The organism is Alteromonas sp. KUL106 (assembly GCF_009811415.1).
GTDB lineage: Bacteria > Pseudomonadota > Gammaproteobacteria > Enterobacterales > Alteromonadaceae > Alteromonas.
This window is the reverse complement of record NZ_BLIG01000028.1, coordinates 67265-88216: the sequence shown is the minus strand read 5'-3', so window position 1 is coordinate 88216 and position 20952 is coordinate 67265. Positions and strand designations below refer to the sequence as shown.

General features: G+C 44.4%; 16 protein-coding genes. 14 read left to right on the top strand and 2 right to left on the bottom strand.

Going from position 1 to position 20952, the window contains the following annotated elements:
- Positions 1–47: 47 nt before the first annotated feature.
- The 7 genes from recG (at position 48) to GVO63_RS11030 (ending at position 8151) form a co-directional block, all read left to right on the top strand.
- Positions 48–2120, top strand: coding sequence for an ATP-dependent DNA helicase RecG (recG, locus tag GVO63_RS11060; RefSeq protein ID WP_159579864.1), 2073 nt, complete (start codon positions 48–50; stop codon positions 2118–2120).
- Positions 2113–2898, top strand: a complete 786-nt coding sequence (locus GVO63_RS11055; protein ID WP_159579862.1) for a class I SAM-dependent methyltransferase — start codon at positions 2113–2115, stop codon at positions 2896–2898. Before recG ends, GVO63_RS11055 begins: the two co-directional genes overlap by 8 nt.
- A 1-nt stretch (position 2899) precedes the next feature.
- The gene (locus GVO63_RS11050; protein ID WP_159492119.1) at positions 2900–3373 is read left to right on the top strand and encodes a peroxiredoxin; all 474 of its coding nucleotides are present in this window, start codon (positions 2900–2902) and stop codon (positions 3371–3373) included.
- Positions 3374–3737: 364 nt separating this feature from the next.
- Positions 3738–4547, top strand: a complete 810-nt coding sequence (locus tag GVO63_RS11045) for a hypothetical protein (protein ID WP_159579860.1) — start codon at positions 3738–3740, stop codon at positions 4545–4547.
- 9 nt (positions 4548–4556) lie between these two features.
- Complete coding sequence (locus GVO63_RS11040) at positions 4557–5591, top strand: extracellular solute-binding protein (RefSeq protein ID WP_159492123.1); 1035 nt, start codon at positions 4557–4559, stop codon at positions 5589–5591.
- Positions 5588–7111 carry an iron ABC transporter permease gene (locus GVO63_RS11035; RefSeq protein WP_159579858.1) on the top strand — a complete coding sequence of 508 codons (1524 nt, stop codon included), beginning with the start codon at positions 5588–5590 and terminating at the stop codon, positions 7109–7111. Before GVO63_RS11040 ends, GVO63_RS11035 begins: the two co-directional genes overlap by 4 nt.
- The gene (locus GVO63_RS11030) at positions 7111–8151 is read left to right on the top strand and encodes an ABC transporter ATP-binding protein (RefSeq protein WP_159492128.1); all 1041 of its coding nucleotides are present in this window, start codon (positions 7111–7113) and stop codon (positions 8149–8151) included. Before GVO63_RS11035 ends, GVO63_RS11030 begins: the two co-directional genes overlap by 1 nt.
- 61 nt (positions 8152–8212) lie before the next feature.
- Here GVO63_RS11030 and GVO63_RS11025 read toward each other — a convergent pair whose 3' ends face one another.
- Positions 8213–10114, bottom strand: coding sequence for a bifunctional diguanylate cyclase/phosphodiesterase (locus GVO63_RS11025; protein WP_159579856.1), 1902 nt, complete (start codon positions 10112–10114; stop codon positions 8213–8215).
- A 16-nt stretch (positions 10115–10130) separates the two neighbouring features.
- On the bottom strand, positions 10131–10349 hold the full coding sequence (locus GVO63_RS11020) for a DUF2892 domain-containing protein (RefSeq protein ID WP_159492132.1): 219 nt from the start codon (positions 10347–10349) through the stop codon (positions 10131–10133).
- Between the two features lie 243 nt (positions 10350–10592).
- Between GVO63_RS11020 and GVO63_RS11015 the strand changes: the two genes are divergently transcribed.
- The 7 genes from GVO63_RS11015 (at position 10593) to GVO63_RS19520 (ending at position 20941) form a co-directional block, all read left to right on the top strand.
- A complete protein-coding gene (locus GVO63_RS11015; RefSeq protein ID WP_159579854.1) occupies positions 10593–11774 on the top strand; it encodes an NAD(P)/FAD-dependent oxidoreductase in 1182 nt (393 codons plus the stop codon).
- A gap of 133 nt (positions 11775–11907) precedes the next feature.
- Positions 11908–12732: a TnsA endonuclease N-terminal domain-containing protein gene (locus GVO63_RS11010; protein WP_159579852.1), complete on the top strand. Its 825-nt coding sequence runs from the start codon at positions 11908–11910 to the stop codon at positions 12730–12732.
- Entirely contained in the window at positions 12719–14824 is a 2106-nt protein-coding gene (locus GVO63_RS11005; protein ID WP_159579850.1) for a transposase, read from the top strand. The genes GVO63_RS11010 and GVO63_RS11005 overlap by 14 nt, the downstream gene beginning before the upstream one ends.
- 3 nt (positions 14825–14827) lie before the next feature.
- Positions 14828–16258: an ATP-binding protein gene (locus GVO63_RS11000; protein ID WP_159579848.1), complete on the top strand. Its 1431-nt coding sequence runs from the start codon at positions 14828–14830 to the stop codon at positions 16256–16258.
- 13 nt (positions 16259–16271) lie between these two features.
- Positions 16272–17669, top strand: a complete 1398-nt coding sequence (locus GVO63_RS10995) for a TnsD family Tn7-like transposition protein (protein WP_159579846.1) — start codon at positions 16272–16274, stop codon at positions 17667–17669.
- Positions 17670–17808: 139 nt separating this feature from the next.
- Positions 17809–19587 (top strand): class I SAM-dependent DNA methyltransferase, encoded by a 1779-nt coding sequence (locus GVO63_RS10990; protein WP_159579844.1) that lies wholly within the window; start codon positions 17809–17811, stop codon positions 19585–19587.
- The gene (locus GVO63_RS19520) at positions 19580–20941 is read left to right on the top strand and encodes a restriction endonuclease subunit S (protein WP_201281905.1); all 1362 of its coding nucleotides are present in this window, start codon (positions 19580–19582) and stop codon (positions 20939–20941) included. The genes GVO63_RS10990 and GVO63_RS19520 overlap by 8 nt, the downstream gene beginning before the upstream one ends.
- Positions 20942–20952: the final 11 nt, after the last annotated feature.

The following is a 20952-nucleotide window of genomic DNA, read 5'->3' as shown; positions in this document are numbered from 1 at the left end:
TTTTTAAAGGCTAAGTCATTTATGTTTCAAAAGAAGGATGTCGCTTGATGCAAGCACTGGCCACTACACCCATTACTGCGCTCAAAGGCGTAGGCGCAAAGGTGGCAGAAAAGCTTAATAAAATTGGGTTGTTTACCCTTCAAGATATTCTATTTCATCTTCCCCATCGCTATGAGGACAGAACCCGTATTTACAGCGTGGCTGAGTGCCGTCCGTTCACCCATGTCAGCGTTCAAGGCGAGGTGATGAGCGCTGATATTCAATACGGCAAAAAGCGCATGCTGGTGGTTAAGCTCAGTGATGGCTCGGGCACCATTACGCTGCGATTTTTTCACTTTGGCGCTGTACAGCGTTCGATGATGACGCCCGGCAATACGGTTCGCTGCTTCGGTGAGGTGCGCACTGGAAAATGGGGCATCGAAATGATGCACCCCGAGTTCAAGCTAGTGGATGAAGATGCACCGCCCACAGAAGAATCACTTACACCGGTCTATCCTACCACTGATGGGGTTAAGCAATTAACGTTGCGCAACTTAACCGATCAAGCCCTACAGCTATTAGACAAAGGTGCGCTGGCTGATTTATTGCCACAAGGTATTTATGATGATCAAATTAGCCTTAACGAAGCCCTTCATTTGGTGCATCGCCCACCGCCAGATGTCGACATACACGAAATGGAAGAGGGGCTGCATCCTGCTCAATATCGGTTAATTTTGGAAGAGTTACTGTCGCATCACTTGAGCGTGCTGAAAGTACGCAAATTGTCTGACGCACAGCCAGGTATTCCCATTAAAGTAAACCAGCCACTCATTGATAAGATGTTGGCACAACTGCCGTTTTCGCCGACAGGCGCGCAGTCACGCGTTGTCAAAGACATTCAAAATGATATGCAGCACGCACGACCTATGATGCGTCTGGTTCAAGGCGATGTGGGGTCGGGGAAAACCTTGGTTGCTGCACTGGCCGCGCTATCAGCCATTGGTGCAGGGCATCAAGTGGCGCTAATGGCACCCACTGAACTGTTGGCAGAACAGCACGCGAACAACTTTCGTGGTTGGTTGGAGCCTTTGGGTATAGAGGTTGGCTGGCTGGCAGGTAAACTAAAAGGAAAGGCCCGCAATGAAGTCATGGCGCGTTTAGAAGCCGGTGACATACAAATGCTGGTGGGTACGCACGCTATTTTCCAAGAGAGTGTGAACTATCAGCAGCTTGCGTTGGTTATTGTCGATGAGCAACATCGCTTCGGCGTGCATCAGCGTTTGGCTCTGCGCGATAAAGGCGAGCAACAAGGTCGCTACCCTCATCAACTCATCATGACGGCAACGCCTATACCCAGAACGCTAGCCATGACCGCCTACGCCGATCTAGACACCTCGATTATTGATGAACTCCCGCCAGGCAGAACACCTGTGCAAACGGTGGTGCTACCGGATACACGCCGCGCTGACGTGATAGAGCGGGTGCGTCAGGCGTGTAAAGATCATGGTCGTCAAGCCTATTGGGTTTGTACCCTTATTGACGAATCGGAAGTATTGGAATGTCAGGCAGCAGAAGACGCTGCAGTTACCCTTCGTACCGCATTGCCAGACTTACATGTGGGCTTAGTGCACGGACGATTAAAACCCGCTGAAAAAGCGCAAGTCATGGCTGATTTTAAAGACGGTAAATTGGATTTACTGGTAGCGACGACGGTTATTGAGGTAGGGGTCGACGTGCCTAATGCCAGTATTATGATTATTGAAAATCCAGAGCGACTAGGCTTAGCACAGCTTCATCAGCTAAGAGGCCGAGTAGGGCGAGGTGCCGTTGAAAGTCAATGTGTACTGATGTACCAAAGCCCGCTATCTAAAACGGCAACGCAGCGCCTTGGGGTGCTGCGTGAGTCGAATGACGGGTTTTATATTGCCCAGCGTGATTTGGAAATTCGAGGTCCGGGCGAGTTTATGGGCACGAAACAAACCGGTATGGCAGAGCTTAAAATAGCCGACCTTGTGCGCGACGCCGCCCTTATTCCAAAGGTACAGGAAATTGCCTACACCCTATGGGACAAATATCCCTCTCACGCACAAGCTATCATTAATCGCTGGATTGGACATAAGGAGCAATACGGTCATGCTTAAGAGTGTGCCTTTGATTATTGCTGAAAACAGCAGTAATGATGATGCAGCCATGGCGAGTGAAGTGAGTAATAAGTGGCACTTCCCGATTCTTAACGACCATGAAAAGCCTGACGAAGGGTTCTACTTACAGGTTCAACATGGCGTATTAGGCCTTGCCGACGCGGCCGATAAGAAGGTGCTACCCATTGAGGTCGATTTTGCTTCACCGGCCAGTTTATATCGTAAGCAGTACGGCGGTGGACGAAAAGAACCTATCGTTAAAGCCATCGGTATAAAAGGCAGTGAAGATTGGCATGTGGTCGATGCCACACCTGGTCTGGGGCGAGATGCATTTGTGCTTGTAAGCGTTGGGTGCAAAGTGACAATGATAGAGCGTTCGCCTATTGTAGCGGCGTTGCTGGAAGACGGCATCCGTAGGTTAGCGCTCAGTTTTCCTGAACTTGCATCACAAATGACGTTACGGCATGGAAATAGTGCTGAGGTAATGCAATACTTTACTGGTGAGAACGTTAATGCTGTTTATTTAGACCCTATGTTCCCACACAAGAAGAAGTCAGCCTTGGTGAAAAAGGAAATGCGGCTGTTTCAGCAACTGCTTGGTCATGATCCAGACGCAGATGCGCTGTTACCGCCAGCACTACAGCTAGCAACGCACCGGGTAGTAGTGAAACGCCCAAACAGTGCAGAGGTGCTGGCAGGAATGAAAGCATCAATGGCTATTGAAAGCAAAAAACACAGATTTGATGTGTATTTGTGTCAAAAAAATCTAGGAGAGTAGCATGATACAAGTTGGGGGCACTTTGCCTGAAGTAGATTTTAGCCTTTTAGAAAATGGCGAAATAACCAACCCAGGAACGAACGAACTGTTTTCGGAAAAACGCGTAGTATTGTTTGCAGTGCCGGGCGCATTTACGCCAACCTGTTCACAGGCACACTTGCCAGGCTATGTGGCACTTGCTGATAAAATTAAAGCGAAAGGCGTTGATACAATTATCTGCTTGAGCGTGAACGATGCATTCGTTATGGACGCTTGGGGTAAAGCGAACAACGCAGACGAAATTGTTATGCTTGCTGATGGCAACGGTTTCTTTACCAAGCAAATTGGTTTGGACATGGGCACCGGTAATTTCGGTGGCCTGCGTTCTTTGCGCTATTCTATGCTTGTAGAAGACGGGGAAGTGAAAAAACTCAATGTTGAAGACCCTGGTCGCTTTGACGTGAGCGATGCGCAAAGCATGCTAGATAGCCTGTAATGTCGTAAAAAAAAACGGCGTACGCGATACCTAAAGCCCGCAACCACGGTTGCGGGCTTTTTCGTTTGAGTGGAATACCAGTCTATGCGGATTGGTATACTTTACATGTACTTGGCTGTCATTTTCATTAAAATGTAACCTGATTATGATCTGTCGGTCTGCCATTCGCGTTGAATATCAACGTGTTCAGCAAAGGTTAATGAACTAACGTGCAGTATTTTGTATCGAAAATGTAGAGAACTTAAGGGCTAACGTAAAGCCCGCGCACTGCGTTGCTTAGCATGTAGCCTCGTTTAGTTACCTTTACTTGCTTAATGATAATAAGTATCATTTCCGCGAAAAGACAAACGTTCTAGGAATAAATATGACAATAACACTGAAAAAAATGAGTGCCTTGGTAATGGCTTCGGCCTTCACTTTCTCAATGTTTTCTGCACAAGCGCTTGCTAACGGTGCCATTGGTGACCACGTAAATAACCTGCACGCGCACATTGGGGAATATACGGAAGAGGTACATTGGCTTGAAGAAAAATTCGGCGGTGTTGTTGATGCGTACGAAGCGAAAGATAAATCGCTTAAAACCGATGCGTTAATTGAGTACTGGGAAGAAGTAGAATTTCACTCTGCCATTGAAACGCAGTACGTGCCTATTTATGCCTCTATCTGGCAAGGCATTTATGGTGTGAAAGTCGCTATTGATGAAGGTAAGCCTGTTGCTGACGTTCGCGTTGAGCAAGAGAAGCTAAATCATGCCTTGTGGCAGGCGCTGGGCGCAGTTAAACTTGCGTCTCAATATCAAAAGAAAGGCTTAGTGAGTAAGGTTCAAACCACTGAAAAAGAACCTAGCACAGGCCCTGAAGTTATCGACGATATTAAAACACGTCTTGATCGTGTTGTTGCCAAGTATGCAGAACAGCTTCACGAGGTTGCAACAACATTGGTTCACGACACCTACCTTCAACGATTTGAGGGTGTAGAAGGTGACTTGATCGCGAAAGACGCCGCCTTGGTTGAAGACCTGGAAAAAGACTTTAACGTAACGCTTCCTCAGGCCATTTCGAAAGATACTGGCGTAGATGCAGTGCGTAAAGTGGTAGAATCCATGCAGGCTAAGCTTGATCGCGCTCGTGCACTTTTGGTCGAAGTTGAACAAAGTCGCAAAGACGTATTTTAAGGAAGGGGTATGCAACGCAGAACATTCTTACAAGGCTTAGCCGCGGCCGGTGCTTTATCTGGCTTGCCGTTTGGCTTAGCTCACGCTATGACGCAAACTGGCAGTGTGTCAGTTGAGTCCCTGCCTAAATTAGAAGGTGATCTCACCTTGTATTTGGGGCGCGGAGAAGGCGGTCTGTACGAGAATGTTCTTAAAGCCATCGAAAAACGCAACCCTAAGCTGAACTTAAAAGTACGACGAGGCGGGTCAGCAGCACTGGCAAATACCATTGTGGCTGAGACGAAAGCTGGCGTGAAACGCGCTGACCTATTTTGGGCAGTAGATACAGGCTCCATAGGCGTTGTCACTGATGCTGGTGCAGCAAAGCCTTTGCCGGATGATTTACGTGCACAGCTTCGTGAAGATTTTCAGTACCCTAGCTGGTCGCCGGTGACAGGTCGAGTGCGTACACTGCCTTATAACACAGAGCGTGTTAAGCCAGAGCAAATTCCCGAAAGCGTAATGGCGTTAGCTGACAGCGATTTAAAAATCGGCTGGGCGCCCGCTTATTCATCGTTCCAGTCCTTCGTTACCGCTATGCGTATTTTAGAAGGCGATAAAGCGACCAAAGCGTGGCTTAAAGGCATCAATAAACACGCTAAAACATACGCAGGTGAACTTGGCGTAGTGATGGGCGTTGAACGCGGGGAAGTGGATATTGGTTTTGCGAATCACTATTACACGCTTCGCCTTAAATCTGGAAAGCCTAACGCCAATGTTGCCCTAGCTTACAGCAAAGGTGACGCAGGCTGTTTAGTAAACGCATCAGGTATTGTGGCATTAAGCGATGGTGACTTACCGGTTAACTTTATTCGTTACCTGCTGTCGCACGAGGTGCAGTCTTACCTTGCTCGCGAGGCATACGAAATACCGTTGGTACAAGGGGTTGAATCACCACAAGGCTTGGCGAGTTTAAGTACGCTTTCGCCACCTGAAATGGACCTTCGCAAGTTGGCCGATTTACGTCCTACACTTAACCTTATGAGGGAAGTTGGCGTACTGTGACAAACTGGCCAAAGTCGTATCCACTGGCACTTCTTATCGCGCTGATGGCTTTATTGCCCGTCGGCGTTTTGTTTTCTTTAGCACAAGACAGTGCGCAGCTTTTCGATACGCATAATCTTCGCGTTTTAGGCAACACTATATCGCTGGTGGTACTCACCATTATTGGATCAGTGCTTATCGGTGTACCGCTTGCTTTTTTAACGGCTTATGTGCAAATGCCTTTGAAGCGGTTCTGGCTAATCTTACTTGCTGCGCCATTGGCACTGCCAAGCTACATTGGCGCATTCGCCATGTACTTTTCATTTGGCAGGGGCGGAGAGATTGAAAACGTACTGGGTATTGCCACACCGCCTATTAGCGGCCTGTGGGGCTCGGCGCTGGTTATGAGTCTCTACACTTACCCTTTCGTCATGATGACAACCCGTTCCAGCTTGTTGAGTCTGGACGCCAGCCTAGTCAACGCAGCCCGTACATTGGGGTTAACCCTAGGCGCAAGCTTGTGGCGCGTGGTTTTACCCCGTGTTGTGAATAGCGTCGCCGCGGGTGCCTTGCTTGCTGCGCTTTATGCCTTATCAGATTTTGGCACCCCGGCTATCATGGGTTTTGACACGTTCACTCGCGTAATCTTCGTTGAATATAATGCCTTCGGCTTGAGCCAAGCGGCCATGCTAAGCCTGCAGCTTATGGTTATTGTTGGGCTTATTCTATTTATCGAGAGCCGTATAGGTGGTGCACAAGAGCGTCCTGGCAAGCATTTATCGTTGTTTCCTGCTCGCTGGCAGCGAAACCTTATGTTGCTTGCCACCATGCCGGTGGTCATGATGGCCATTGTGCTTCCACTGGCTATTTTTACGCTGTGGTTAGTACGCGAAGGCACAGGCGGTTTTGAATTAAGCTACGCTTGGAATTCAGCCCATGCATCTTTTATTGCAGCTATTGTAGCAGTGTTACTTGCCATTCCTGTTGCTCACGCTGCGATTGCCGGTAAAGCAGGGCGTTTTATGGAGCGCATTACGTACTTTGGGTTTGGCGTTCCGGGGATTGTTATGGGAACGGCGCTGGTATACGTAGGTCTTAAGTACTTGCCTGCACTGTATCAAACGCTAAGTCTATTGGTGATGGCTTATGTATTGCGTTTTATTCCTCTTGCTGTGGGAAGCGTAAGAAGTACGGCTGAGAATATCGATTCAGGTTTAGTGAAAGCGGCTCGGGTACTTGGCGCTAGCCCTCGAGAAGCCTTTATCAGGGTTACGCTGCCGCTAACCCTTCGTGGTATGATTGCGGGGGCCGCATTAGTTTTTTTAGAGGCTATGCGCGAGTTGCCCGCTACGTTGATGCTGGGGCCTACCGGATTTGAAACCCTTGCTACGTATATGTGGCGGGTTTACGAAGCGGGTTATTTTGGCCGTGCTGCCGTACCCGGGCTGTTACTTGTCTTATTATCCGGTGTGGGGTTAGTACTCATGCTGTCGGGTGAAAGAAAAGCCCAGTTTACCGTTACCGAGGATGATCGTTCGTAATGCTTAGTGTAAGTAATTTGTCAGTGAATTATGGGTCTACCCGCGTTGTCGACAAGTTAAATCTTGAGCTTGGGCAAGACGAAATCCTTATGTTGGTGGGGCCAACTGGTTGCGGTAAAACGACTATCTTACAAGCGCTTGCGGGGCTTATTCCTATATCTGAAGGTTCTATGAGCCTGGGGAAATGGGAAAGCACAGCAAGCAAACATGTGCCGCCTGAAAAACGTAACGTGGGGATGGTATTTCAAGATTTTGCCTTGTTTCCTCACCTTACCGTTCAGCAAAACGTTTGTTTTCGTTTGAAGGATACCAAGCTTGCTGATCACTGGCTGACATTATTAGGCTTGGACAGTTTTCGCGACGCCAAACCCGCTCGCCTTTCAGGCGGACAAAAACAGCGTGTGGCTCTGGCTCGTACCCTCGCCCATGAACCTGCTTACGTATTGCTTGATGAGCCACTTTCAAACCTCGATGCCGCATTAAAAGATAGCTTGCGTTGGGAAATTCGTGATGCCCTTAAAAAGGCGGGTGTTCCCGCTATTTGGGTAACCCATGATCAAGAAGAGGCGTTGAGTGTCGGCGATAGAGTGGGGATACTAAATAAAGGCGTACTGGCACAATTAGATACGCCAGAAGCCTGTTACTCTTCACCAGCGAACCGTTTTGTCGCGCGCTTTATGGGTGAAGCTAGCTTTTTAAGCGCCTCTTTTGATGTAAGTGCTGCAAATACCGATAAAACGGTTGTGACTGAAATCGGTAACGTGCCCGGCACGCCACTACAAAATGCACAGGGCGAAGTGGATTTGCTTGTTCGCCCAGACGACCTAAGCCTAGATGCCACCCTCGGCGAAACTAACTGTACGGTAGAGTGGGTACGTTACGAAGGTGAGAGCCGACTTTACGCCGTTGTTTTAGACAGTGGCGATGAACTTAAAGTGCGTGTTAGCCACGAAAATGCCATTAAGCCAGGAACCCGTGCTTTCGTGCAGCTAATCACTACACACCCATTGGCGGTTTTTCCGCGGTCTTCGTCTTCTTAGTATAGCGTGTGTTCGTTTGCCAATGTTCAGTGCGGTTAATAGGCAAGCGACCCGAAACCGGCTAGACACATGTTGTCTTTATGTAGTGTTTAATATCTTCTTCGCTCATGGGTTTAGCAAAAAAGTATCCTTGTGCGTAGAAGCAGCCGAGTGTTAGAAGCGTGTCAACTTGAGATTGCGTTTCTACTCCTTCTGCTAAAACCTTACATTCAAAGGTGTCGGCGAGGGTTAATGCAGAAGCGACAATAGCTTGGTGCCCACGATTGGTATCAATATCTGAGATAAAAGACTTATCAATCTTAATGGTATTAGCTTTTAAGTTGTCTAAGTATGCTAATGAGCTCATGCCTGTACCAAAATCATCAATAGCAATTTCAATCCCAATGTCTCTTATATCACTTAGTGCGCTATTGATATGGTCGATGTTGATGCAGGTCTCATTTTCGGTGAGCTCAATTTCGATAACACCAGCAGGTAGGTCATACTCGCGAAGCAGCTGTGAAATGTAGCTGGCCAGCATAGGGTCGAGTAAATTATACGGAGACAAGTTAATTGCAATGGGAACGTCGATATTCTCGTCTCGCCAGTGACGAGCATGTTCAATTGCTGACTGAATAATGTAGCGCCCGAAATCCTGTACTTTCCCAGAGTGTTCAATAAGATCAATAAAATGGTAGGGACTTAGCAGGCCGAGTGAGGGGTGCTGCCAGCGGCAGAGTCCTTCAACACCAATTATCGCACCGGTGCGGATATCCACTTTGGGTTGAAAATGTAATATGAGCTGCCTTTCTAGCATCGCAGTATTGAGCTCGGCCCTTAACATGATGTCCCGTTCGTTGCTGATACGACTTTGCGCATCATAAACTTCCCATCCACTGCGTTGTTTTTTAGCCTTGTACATCGCGGTATCTGCACATGACAACAAGGATTCTAGGCTGTCGGTATGGGAGGGATAATGAGAAAAGCCAACACTGGCACCCGTGTTCACTTCCAGACCGTTCAAAGGAATAGTGGTGTCGCAGACATTGATCACCTTTTTGGCCAGCGCAATCCCCTCTTCAACAGAAAAATCCGGTGCCCAAATGATAAATTCGTCGCCTCCAACACGAATGAGTTCACATGGCTTTTTAAGTATCGCTGATATACGGTGAGACAATGTGATCAAAAGTTGGTCGCCAGCACTGTGTCCAAATGCGTCGTTAACGTCTTTAAATTTATCTAAATCGATAGCAAAAAGGCAGGCTTGACCGGAAGAGCCGCTGTCGCTCTTCGTATTTGCGAAGTGCAGCAGCAATTCCTTAAGATAGAAGCTGTTAGGAAGCCCAGTAAGCGAATCATGTGTTGCAAGACGGGTAAGCGCATCGTTTATTTCATCTGCCCGTTTGGCAATCATCGAAGAAAGGGTTAACGCCAGCCAAACGGCTATCCAAAAAACGATAACTGTGGTGATGAGTAGTCGTTTAGCAACGGTGGATAGCGCGGCTTCCAGTAACGCGGCCTCTCTTGCATAAATGATGGTAACACCACGGTCTGTGGCAATGGACCAAAGATAGCTTTTATCTCTCAGCGAAATTAATGGTTGGTTAGGAGGGTCAACGAAACGTTGATTGTCGATGGTCAGCACCAATTCTTCGATTAACTGATTATCGAAGTTATGAGTAATGGTGAATTGTTTTTCGTTTTGGCTAATATTGACGAAGGTTGCCGTCTCTTCTTCTGATATGAGCTCTTTTATGATTTGCAGGCTGTCTGTTTGTAATTGAGCAGTTTTATTCACCTCTTTAGTGATCAAAGAAAGGCGCAACTGCATGCTTTTTATTTCTGCCTGTTTATTCACATCTGAGGTTAATCGATAAGAAACGGTGACGTAAATTGCACTTATAAGAATAGACACCGTTAAACACGCAAAAATTAACTTTGAGCGAATGGCAGTTTTTTTAGGTAGAGACGGAGAGTGCTCCATTAAGCCTTACTCAATTCTAGGCCTTTTCCTTCGTACTTATTCCAGCGACCTGATATACCGGGCACCATCCCGTAAAGAGCGAAATAAGGTTTAGACATCCAAAGATCCCTAATAAAACTTCAATGAAAACGTCTTCGATAATGCCACCGTTAAAAATCGCGAACGCTGTGACGCTTATACCGATAGCACCTCGTAAGTAACGGTCTACACTGCTCAAATTAGACTTTATGGCCATGAAAGATCCTTCGTATGGTGATTGGTTTAATAGTAACCGAATTTAAATCAATTAAGAACTAAACTTTAAAACACAAAGCACAGTGTTGTTTTAATGCTGCTACTTTCAACACGGCCTAGATTAAATTTGCCCTGAGCCAAGGCTTTGCATTGTGCAGTAGGGTTTATTACGTATAATTCCGAGTTCTTAATCCGCGCGGCAATTTGCGCGCGTTTTTTTAGCGTGATGTAAGGTAAATATAGAGTGATTAAGCGCGATGTTGTTGTTATCGGTGCTGGGGCTGCAGGACTTTTTTGTGCGGCACAAGCGGGAGCGCGCGGACGCAGCGTAGAAGTGCTCGATCACGCTAAAAAAGTGGGCCGGAAAATTCTTATGTCAGGCGGTGGACGGTGTAATTTCACCAATATGTATGCAGAACCCGCCAATTTCCTATCGCAAAACCCTCACTTTTGTAAGTCTGCATTAAGCCGCTATACCCAGTGGGACTTTATTGGTTTGGTTGCCGAGCATGGTATTGCCTATCATGAAAAAACTTTGGGCCAATTATTCTGCGACGACAGCGCGAAAGATATCGTCGATTTATTGCTTAATGAATGCAACAAAGCCGGTGTTACCATTACTACTCGCTGCGATATTTTAGACGTCAAGAAAACCGAAAGTGGGTATTTACTTACAACTTCTAATGGCGATTATCAGTGTGAGTCGCTCGTTATTGCTACGGGTGGGTTGAGCATGCCAAAACTCGGCGCCACGCCATTTGGCTACAAAATTGCCGAGCAATTTGGCCTAAACGTGTTGCCGACTCGCGCTGCTCTGGTGCCGTTTACCTTGCACGATAAAGATAAAGCCACACTGGCTGAACTTAGTGGAATAGCGGTCGATGTTTATGCTAGCTGTAACGACACCACCTTTAAGGAAGCCATGCTTTTTACTCACCGTGGTTTAAGTGGCCCCGCCATGCTTCAAATTTCCAGCTATTGGGAGGCGGGTGACAGCTTAAGTATTAATACGCTGCCCAATGACGACGCCACGGCGCTTATACAAACCGCACGTACTGAAACCCCCGATGCATTGTTGGCTACCTGTTTAAATAAAGTATTCCCCAAGCGAATGGTGCAAAGTTTTATTGAGTATCATAATTGGCGCAACGTGCCGGTGAAACAGCTTACCCACAGTGAGTGCGATGCGATCGCAGACACGCTGGAGAATTGGCAGGTGAAACCCAACGGCACTGAAGGCTATCGCACGGCGGAGGTTACCATAGGCGGTGTAGATACCAATGAGCTCTCATCAAAGACCATGATGGCAAAAAACGTCGAAGGCCTTTACTTCATTGGCGAAGTGGTTGACGTTACCGGTTGGCTAGGCGGCTTTAATTTCCAATGGGCGTGGAGCAGCGGCTGGGCAGCAGGGCAGGTAGTTTAAAAAGTGTGTAATTACAATTAAGTTTGACCGTAGACAATTGAGTTTGACCGCAATACAATTATTTTACAAATAAGTTTGACCGTTACTAAAAGTCGACTATGCTTAAACTAAGTAAGGGAAACGGATATGTATTTTGGCGAAGAGGAAATTACAAAGTTTTGCTGATTTCAATCGGGCATTGAAATCAGGGTATGGGCTGGGAGACGGTGAATCCTACATTCCTTGGTTAAGAAGTCAGGACGTACCTTCCAGTGGGGTTCGCAGTAAGATAAAAGGACTCAAAACAAATCGATTACATCATCTACTTTCAGCATCTGAAACTGAATTTTTCTACTTAGCTGAGTATTCTGACTCAGTAGTTGATATTCGAGAGCAATTCCCCCTTCTTCCAATAAATTTAACATTACAGATATCCAAGTCTCTAGATATTCCTCATCCGAAACATCCCTCTTCGAAAGAACCTGTAGTAATGACGACAGATTTTTTGGTTACCCGATTAGAAGGAGGAAAAAAGAACTTTGAGGCAATATCGGTTAAATCAAAGGACGAACGCTTAAGTAAAAGAACTCTTGAAAAGCTAGAGATAGAAAGAATTTTCTGGAACTTGATCGGAGTTAAATTCCAAATTTTCAGGAATAGTTCGTTGACTGAGAGTCAGGCTCAGAATATTAGCTGGGCGAGCCAACTTGTTCGCTACCCTTCCGCAGGTCTTCAGGAATTAGTTGATGACTATTCTATTAGTAGTATTCGCTTGGGAGTCAACAAAGTTCATGATTTGCTGGAACATATTAGTGATGAATTGAATGTATCGTTGGAAAAAGGATATGAAGTTCTTAGATACCTGATCGGCACAAAGCGCTTGATTGTAGAAATGTCCTCACCAATCGATAAATCTAAAATTATTCAAATTTTGGAAAAGCGGGACTTTTTGGGGGAGCTTAAAGTTGGAAATTTATAAGAACGACGTCTTTTACATTAATGCAGACGAGCGTGGTTTAGTCTCAACAGGTCTGTATCGAGTATTAGATATTCTTCCCAAAAGCAGTTTAATTCTCTTCCCGCTTGATTTCCCAAACAAAGTTCGCAGACCAATTGCAGTAAGTATTTCGAGCTTCGAAGCTGAACTTAAGGAAGGTAGAGCATATAAAGGGAAGTATGATTTGCCATCCTATATTCGCTTGGCAGAGTCCGAGATTAAAAAAAAGTACAAAGACCTTAGGGATAAAAACTTTAAGCTGATAAAGAAGCTTGTGGACTCTAGGATATTTCTTTTCGATTATGCGACGAAAAAGAGAATAAGTGACTTGTCGCAACAAGCGAGATTAGTTGGTAAAGACCGGAATTATATCGCAAAGCTGTTAAATTCATATTGGCAATATGGTCAAGATAAAAACGCATTACTACCAAAATATTCAAACTGCGGTGTAGTAGGTTCTGAGAGGAATATTCATAAAAAACCTATAGGTGCCCCACCACAAAACAGAACACTTGCGACCCAAAATACGGGTATTTATCTCCTTACTTCGATAGACAAAAAACAAATGAAAAGTGCTTTGTCAAAGTACCACTTAAAGCCAGATGGTTTAAATTTGAGAAAGACTTATGAGCAGCTACTCAGGGAATATTATGCAGAGGAAATCCGAAGGGCTGATGCTCTGGGGAGTGAGCCAAAAGTTCCGAGTTATCGACAATTGTATTATTGGAAAAAGAAGTTCTTTGCGAAAGAACTAATAATAAACACGACAACAAAAAGAGACTTTGAACTCAATAGGCGTGCCCTTCTAGGCAGTTCGAAGCTTAAATGGGCTTCTCCAGGAAACTGTTACGAAATTGATGCAACCGTTGCAGATGTCCATATCGTGTCAGAATTGAATACAGATAAGATATTGGGTAGGCCAACGATCTACTCAGTGGTTGATCGCGGCAGCGCAATGATTGTAGGTTTGCACGTCTCTTTATATTACGCTAGTTGGCGGGCAGCTAGACAGGCTCTTGCAAGTGCTCTTCTACCTAAAAGCGATTATTGCAAAGAATATAATGTTGACATAATTGATTCCGATTGGCCTGCATTTCATGTCCCTCAGAGACTAATGTGTGATAACGGTGAGATGATTGGACTCAAACCTCAAGAATCCTTAGTCCCGATGATGGAACTGCAATTTTCACCGCCTTACCGTCCAGACTTTAAGGCTTATGTTGAAAGACGATTTGGACTGTTGAATAGCGAAGTAATACATGAACTACTGGGGTCGACAAAGGGGGGGAAAGTTGTTCGAGGAAGCAAAGATCCTAGAAAAGATGCTGCCTTTACACTTAAGAAGTTTACGCAACTCCTAATAGAGGCCGCACTAAGATTGAATAATAAACAGTACGAATCTTTAGGTAGAGCAAGCTCCCTTCTGATTGAAAACGATCTTGAACCGACTCCTCTTAATTATTGGAAAATCCATGTTGAGAATTTTCAACACTCCCTGAAAATATCAGATGTTAGTGATGTTATTGGTAGGATCTACCCTAGCGCTAATGCGTACTTGACGAGAGATGGAGTTGAATATAATGGATTATATTATTCGAACGAGCTTATAAAGTCAGGTGAATTTGCCGCATTTGCTAGAACACAAGGGCGGATAAAGTTGGATGCGAGAATAAATGAAAACACCACCAACTATATATACGTGAAGCTCCCAGGACAGGACGAATTTGAGAAATGTATATTGTTGAATAAGAGTAACTTATTGAAGAATTGTCCAATGGTAGAAGCAGAATATGTTTTAGATTGGATTAAAACCTCAAAGAATAAAAAGCCGATAAACGTTCAATCCATAGAATCTGGCAAAAAGAAGAGTGAACTAATAGCTTCTGTGAGATCCAGAGCCAAGCAATCTAGTACCAGCTTTGCTAAGAAGACTAGTCAAGTGAAGCAAAACAGGAAAGATGAAATCTTAAATACCACTAACCAATTGAGCAAAAGCGACGAAGTCCATAGTCAAAACAAACATTCTAGTCAATCAAACGATGTTTATTATCTTCCTCGAAGAAGGAAGGATTAACACATGAGAACTGAAAAAGCGGTGTACAACGAAGCGATACTACCTGAGCACAAAGGCAACCCGCTAATAGAAGCACTCCCTCCTAAAATGCAACAACGTGAAATAATGGATAAGCTTCAATATTATCCACCACTAGACAAGGAAATCAGAAGACATGAAGACCCGTTAGTAAGAGAAGAATATACCCAGCGGTTAAAAACACTAAGACAGCCATTGCCTCTATATTTTGATTGTTTTAGGGCTATCGAAACTGCGATTAAGGCTAATTATTCTGCAAAAAATCCGTTCACCCCAACAACCTCGCAATTTTTGCATTACCCAGTTGATTCTCGTCCAAATATAAAACCTAAAACAGGTTGGTTTGAACCAAAAGGTGACGGAATTACTCTTATTGGTGAAAGTGGTGTAGGAAAAAGTAGTCTTCTTGAACAGGTTTTAAACTACTTTCCGAGTGTAATTCAACATGATTCTTATCATGGCACCGAGCTGGAACACAAAACGCAAATTGTTTGGTTGAAAGTAGATTGTCCAAACAACTCAAGCGTAAGAGATCTTTGTGAAGAGATACTACTGTCAATTGACCTGGCTTTAGGGGGAGCTAAAACCAAGCCCGAAAGTACCATTGGGAAACTAATGAGGCAGATAGAGCAGAAAATTAAAGTAAATTTTCTAGGGATTTTGGTCATTGATGAAATGCAGCGGTTAGTTTTTAATCGTACGGGAGGGGAAAATAACCTATTAAATTTTCTTCATAGCCTAGTTAACAAGTTAGGAATTGCTCTCCTTTTCTGTGCAAACCCACCATTTGACGAAACACTGTCTAAAACTTTAAAGGCCGCTCGGAGAGCTGAAAGTGGCGGTTTTTTTGTTATGGAACCTCTTGAGCGTAATAGTCATGCATGGGAGTGTTTTGTTGAAGAATTGTGGGATTTGCATTGGACGAATGTTACTACTGAGTTAACAGAGGATCTAAATGATAAGCTACACGAATTGTCGGCAGGTAACGTTGATATGGCGTCCAGGACATACCGCAATGCTCAACAGCTTGTTATCGGCACTGGTGATGAAACTATAAATGTTGCTGTTTTAGAACAGGCTTACCGTAAAGCCTGTGGTCTGTCATCACAGACAGAAGAAATACGTAATTTAAAAATAGAGAATCAATTACCAAGGCGTAATAAAAGACAGCACTTACATGGTAAGGCGACGGCTTTTTCGGAAAATAGTATTAAGCCAAATGCTATACGCGATGTAACGAGGCCTCAGCATCGCGAGTTTGAGCTTCAAATTAGACATGCTATGAACGAAATTGATGTCCTTAGCTTGATAGAATATCCAAGTCTGTTAAGGGATGTAGAGGGTGAAGATGATCCATTTGCTATCCTGAAGCTCAAGAACATCTTGTGTACTGACCCTTTAGATCACTTCAAGTGAAAATAGCGCCCAGATGGGATTCCCAAGTGCGTTGCCGGATGAAACTTTATATAGCCGTTTAATTCGGTATCAGATGCTTACTGGTCTTAATCCAGAAACCCTTGCAATTAACTTTTTTGGGAGGAAACGAGTTAGTATTCACCCTTTTCTCACCATCGGTGCAAACCGTGTAGCGGAATTAGCTAAAGAAGATGTGAACTCAATATTGAAAAACCAAACTCTTGGACATTTTTTTGCATTTTTCCTTCCAAAATATAAGAAACAGATATTTTCAAAATTATTGCAGGACGATGCTGCGGCAGCATTCAGGGCATGTCAGCTGTCTAATTTTAAAAATAACGAACCTCCTTTAATCAAATATTGCCCTGATTGTGCAAAAGAGGACATCCAAAATCATGGGGTTTCTTATTGGCACTTGTTCCACCAAATTCCTGGTATAGATACATGCCCACATCATTCTTTGAATCTTATTAAAGTTAATTGTTCTGAAAACCGAACCTTTCCTGCTTATTTTCTACCCGACCCTAGCCAAAAATCTGAGGTTAGTAGTTATGAAAGTAGTGAGTTTGCTGGATACGTTAAGACATACTTCGCTAGAATACTTTCGACAGAATCTTATTCTATAGAAAGTCTCAAAGAGCGAATTCGTCACAGCGGTTATGGGCTAGGAAATAGCCGTTTCCAAACAGGCAGATTGTGCAAAGATCTCCACCTATTTAGTCAATGCTTAAATAACACATCAGCAAGCTTGCTGATAAGTTCTCCGATGGAGGTCAGGTATCTCTTTTTCCTGTTGAAAGGTGGTGTTAGTCAGCACCCAATAAAATATCTCCTACTCGAATTTTTATTAAGCAGAGTGATAGTGCATAGTGAACCAGTTATTAAAGTTAGAAATGAAGCGAAATCAATCGCTGAAGAGAACATTGAAGAAAAGTGCGTAAAACTTCTTAATAAAGGGCTGTCACTTTCTGAAATTAGTAAAATAACGGGTAAAAGCAGATGTTACTTAAGAGGATTAGCATACAAAAGAAACATAGAGCTAGAAAGCAGACCTAAGAAAGTGACTCCTGAATATCGAGCGATAATTTTAATGTTTGCTGCAAGAGGCTTTCACAGGAAATGTATTGCAGAACATCTATGCATATCAACAGGCAGTGTCGAGCAGGTGATTTCATCTGTTCCTGAGTTGGTTACAAGAAGAAAAAGAATGAAATATGAGTCAAAAAGGAGAAGGTATAAGCTGCAAATATTAAGATCTGTAGAGGCTAATCCCCAAGCAATAAAACAAGATATTCGAAATGCCTGTCCAAATGCTTTTTATTGGTTATACAGAAATGAGAAAGAGTGGTTGAATAAAACGATGCCTCTAGCACTTAAACCGTCCCCACCTCGAAAAATGCAACTAAAGTAGAGTTTTTCTGACAGCAGATGATAGAGTTAAAAAGTATTGAGAGCATTGGCTTTTTCAATACTCGACAAGGGATTAATTAAATCTCAACATAATCAGTATCAAGTGCCTAAAGATGTTGAGTGGTAACTAGGACAAAGAAGTGGATAACAACGAACAAGAATTTCTCAATAGTCTTGAAAAGAAGCTGTGGAATGCCGCAGATAAACTACGTTCAACATTGGATGCCGCCCAGTATAAACATGCAGTATTAGGTTTAGTGTTTCTCAAATATGTTTCTGATGCGTTCGCCATTCGCCAACAAGAGTTAAAAGCTGCATTCAGCAACCCCGATGATGAATACTTTATCGATCCGGCAGACTTTGACGAAGGCGAAAATGACCCTGAGTACCTGGAAGAAGTAAACGCCGAACTGGAAGTTCGCGACTTCTACACCGAGAAAAACGTGTTCTGGGTGCCCAAAGAAGCCCGTTGGTCATTCCTGCAAGATAACAACAAAGTGGTTAACGGAGGTGAAATCGAAATTGGTGGCGACAAAGCCACAGGCAAAGCAGGTAAGAAAATTCGCTCAGTAGGTCAGTTAATCGATAACGCACTGGAAGCCATCGAACGCGATAACGCCAAGCTCAAAGGCGTACTCAACAAACAGTACACCACCTTAAAAATTGATCAGAGCAAACTTGGCGAACTCATCGACCTGATTGCTACCATTCCGTTTAACCATGCCACCATGAATAGTAAAGACATTCTGGGGCACGTGTACGAATACTTCTTGGGGCAGTTTGCCTTAGCAGAAGGTAAAAAAGGCGGTCAATATTACACGCCAAAATCCATCGTATCGCTGATTGTTGAAATGCTGGAACCATTCAAAGGCCGCGTATACGATCCAGCAATGGGTAGCGGTGGCTTTTTCGTACAATCTGAAAAGTTCATAACAGAACATGGCGGCCGCATTGGTGACGTGAGCATTTACGGGCAGGAATACAACTACACAACATGGCAGTTAGCCGCCATGAACATGGCTATTCGCGGAATAGATTTTAACTTCGGAAAAGAGCCTGCCAGTACCTACACCAATAACCAACACCCAGACTTACGTGCCGACTACATCATGGCAAATCCACCGTTTAACATGAAAGAGTGGGATGCAGGCGTAGCCGATGACGATCCCCGCTGGAAGTACGGCAGACCACCCACAGGTAACGCCAACTTTGCGTGGTTGCAGCATATGCTCTACCACCTGGCTCCCAATGGATCTCTCGGCTTATTGCTTGCCAACGGCTCCATGAGTTCCAACACCAACAATGAAGGCGCAATTCGCAAAGCGCTTATCGAAAATGACCTGGTTGAATGCATGGTAGCATTGCCAGGCCAACTGTTTACCAATACGCAAATCCCAGCCTGTATATGGTTTTTAACCAAAAACAAAGGCGAACGGGTAAATGACTACGGCAGAAACCTGCGAGATAGAAAAGGGGAAGTGTTGTTTATAGATGCACGTAACCTCGGCTATATGAAAGACCGCGTGCTACGCGACTTCACTACAGAAGATATAGAGAAAGTAGCCGAGACTTTCCATAAGTGGCAATCAAAAGATTTCTATAGTGAAGAAGCTGTGATGTCCTGGAAAAAACAGGCTGAAGCAGACAGCGACATCGATGGATTAATAGTCGATCCAGAAGAACCTTATTTAGACATCGCCGGATTCTGTAAGTCAGCCAAGCTCGAAGAAATCAAAAAGCACGATTTTGTGCTAACGCCAGGGCGCTATGTAGGTGCAACGGAGCAAGAAGAGGATGGCGAACCCTTTGCAGAGAAAATGGCGCGACTAACGTCTCAACTCAAAGCACAGTTTGAAGAAAGTGATCGGCTAGAGAGTGTGCTTAGGGATACTCTTAAAAAGGTTGGCTACGATGTCTGAGATTACTAGTTTTGTTTGTCCAGCTAGCTGGAAAATAACGACACTTGGGCAAATTTGTAAAGAAACTGGTGGAAGCATTCAAACAGGCCCGTTTGGAAGTCAATTACATGCATCTGATTATGTCGAAGACGGCATACCATCAGTAATGCCAAAGAATATATCTATCGAAAAGATCCTGGATGATGATATTGCGAGAGTTAGTGTCGATGATGTCAATCGTTTATCAAAGCATAAGTTACAGATGGGAGACATCGTTTATAGCCGCAGAGGTGATGTAGAAAAATGTGTTCTTGTGTCAGAAAAGGAAGATGGATGGCTTTGTGGCACGGGTTGTATAAAAGTTCGTATTGGCCCAGTCGGAGATATATCGGCTAAATATATCCATGCTTTTTTATCCCATCCTGAAGTGAGGCGTTGGATCTCGCAGCACGCTGTTGGTGCAACGATGCCGAATTTAAACACATCAATTTTAAGCTCAGTTCCAGTGTACCTTCCACCAAAAGAACTACAGAGCTTCATTGCTAATTCTTGGTTTGGTTTTAATCAAAAGTTATTAGTTAATGCGGGTATTAACAATACGTTAGAAAATATTGCTCAAGCCATCTTCAAAAGCTGGTTTGTAGATTTTGAACCAACCAAAGCCAAAATCGCCGCCCGTGAAGCATTACTGGCAGAAAACCCAGCCGCTACACCAGAAAAAATCGCCACCGCCGAACAACAGGCCGCTATTCAAGCAATAGCAGGCGCAGGCGACATCATCCCAACAGAACAACTCCAAACCATCGCCGATTTGTTCCCTGGTCAACTTGTACCCAGTGAACTTGGGGAGATACCAGAAGGTTGGAGGGTAGATAAAGTTGAGAATGTAATTACCCGTTTAAAACCAAAGCAAAGATATACTAAAAAGCAAGTGGAGCCACATGGAAATGTACCAGTTTTTGAGCAAGGGGCTGGGGTTTTGTTGGGGTATCAAAACGGGACTGCTGGTTTTAAAGCTTCACCAGAAAGACCAATGTTTATTTTCGGAGATCATACATGTGTAACACACTTGTCATGTGAGCCATTCGACATTTCAGCGAATGTAATTCCGATAGAAGGCTGTGATTTCCCAACATTGTGGGTATACCAGGCTGTAAAAGACCTTCAAAAATTTCAAGAATACAGGCGTCATTGGTCTGAGTTTATTATTAAACAACTTGTTACTCCAGCAGCTGAATTAGCTGAGGTATATTCGAAGCTTGCTACAGACTTCGTCAAAATGAAAGAGTCAAATGTTTCGGAAAGTAGTGTTCTAATTCAGGTTCGTGACAGTTTATTACCTAAACTTCTATCTGGCGAATTGGAATTTAATTAGTTTACAGGGAG

Bases quoted from the DNA above. Each gene is read 5' to 3' on its own strand.
- recG (WP_159579864.1), top strand. From the start codon at position 48: ATGCAAGCACTGGCCACTACACCCATTACTGCGCTCAAAGGCGTAGGC.
- GVO63_RS11055 (WP_159579862.1), top strand. From the start codon at position 2,113: ATGCTTAAGAGTGTGCCTTTGATTATTGCTGAAAACAGCAGTAATGAT.
- GVO63_RS11050 (WP_159492119.1), top strand. From the start codon at position 2,900: ATGATACAAGTTGGGGGCACTTTGCCTGAAGTAGATTTTAGCCTTTTA.
- GVO63_RS11045 (WP_159579860.1), top strand. From the start codon at position 3,738: ATGACAATAACACTGAAAAAAATGAGTGCCTTGGTAATGGCTTCGGCC.
- GVO63_RS11040 (WP_159492123.1), top strand. From the start codon at position 4,557: ATGCAACGCAGAACATTCTTACAAGGCTTAGCCGCGGCCGGTGCTTTA.
- GVO63_RS11030 (WP_159492128.1), top strand. From the start codon at position 7,111: ATGCTTAGTGTAAGTAATTTGTCAGTGAATTATGGGTCTACCCGCGTT.
- GVO63_RS11025 (WP_159579856.1), bottom strand. From the start codon at position 10,114: ATGGAGCACTCTCCGTCTCTACCTAAAAAAACTGCCATTCGCTCAAAG.
- GVO63_RS11020 (WP_159492132.1), bottom strand. From the start codon at position 10,349: ATGGCCATAAAGTCTAATTTGAGCAGTGTAGACCGTTACTTACGAGGT.
- GVO63_RS11000 (WP_159579848.1), top strand. From the start codon at position 14,828: ATGAGAACTGAAAAAGCGGTGTACAACGAAGCGATACTACCTGAGCAC.
- GVO63_RS10995 (WP_159579846.1), top strand. From the start codon at position 16,272: ATGGGATTCCCAAGTGCGTTGCCGGATGAAACTTTATATAGCCGTTTA.
- GVO63_RS19520 (WP_201281905.1), top strand. From the start codon at position 19,580: ATGTCTGAGATTACTAGTTTTGTTTGTCCAGCTAGCTGGAAAATAACG.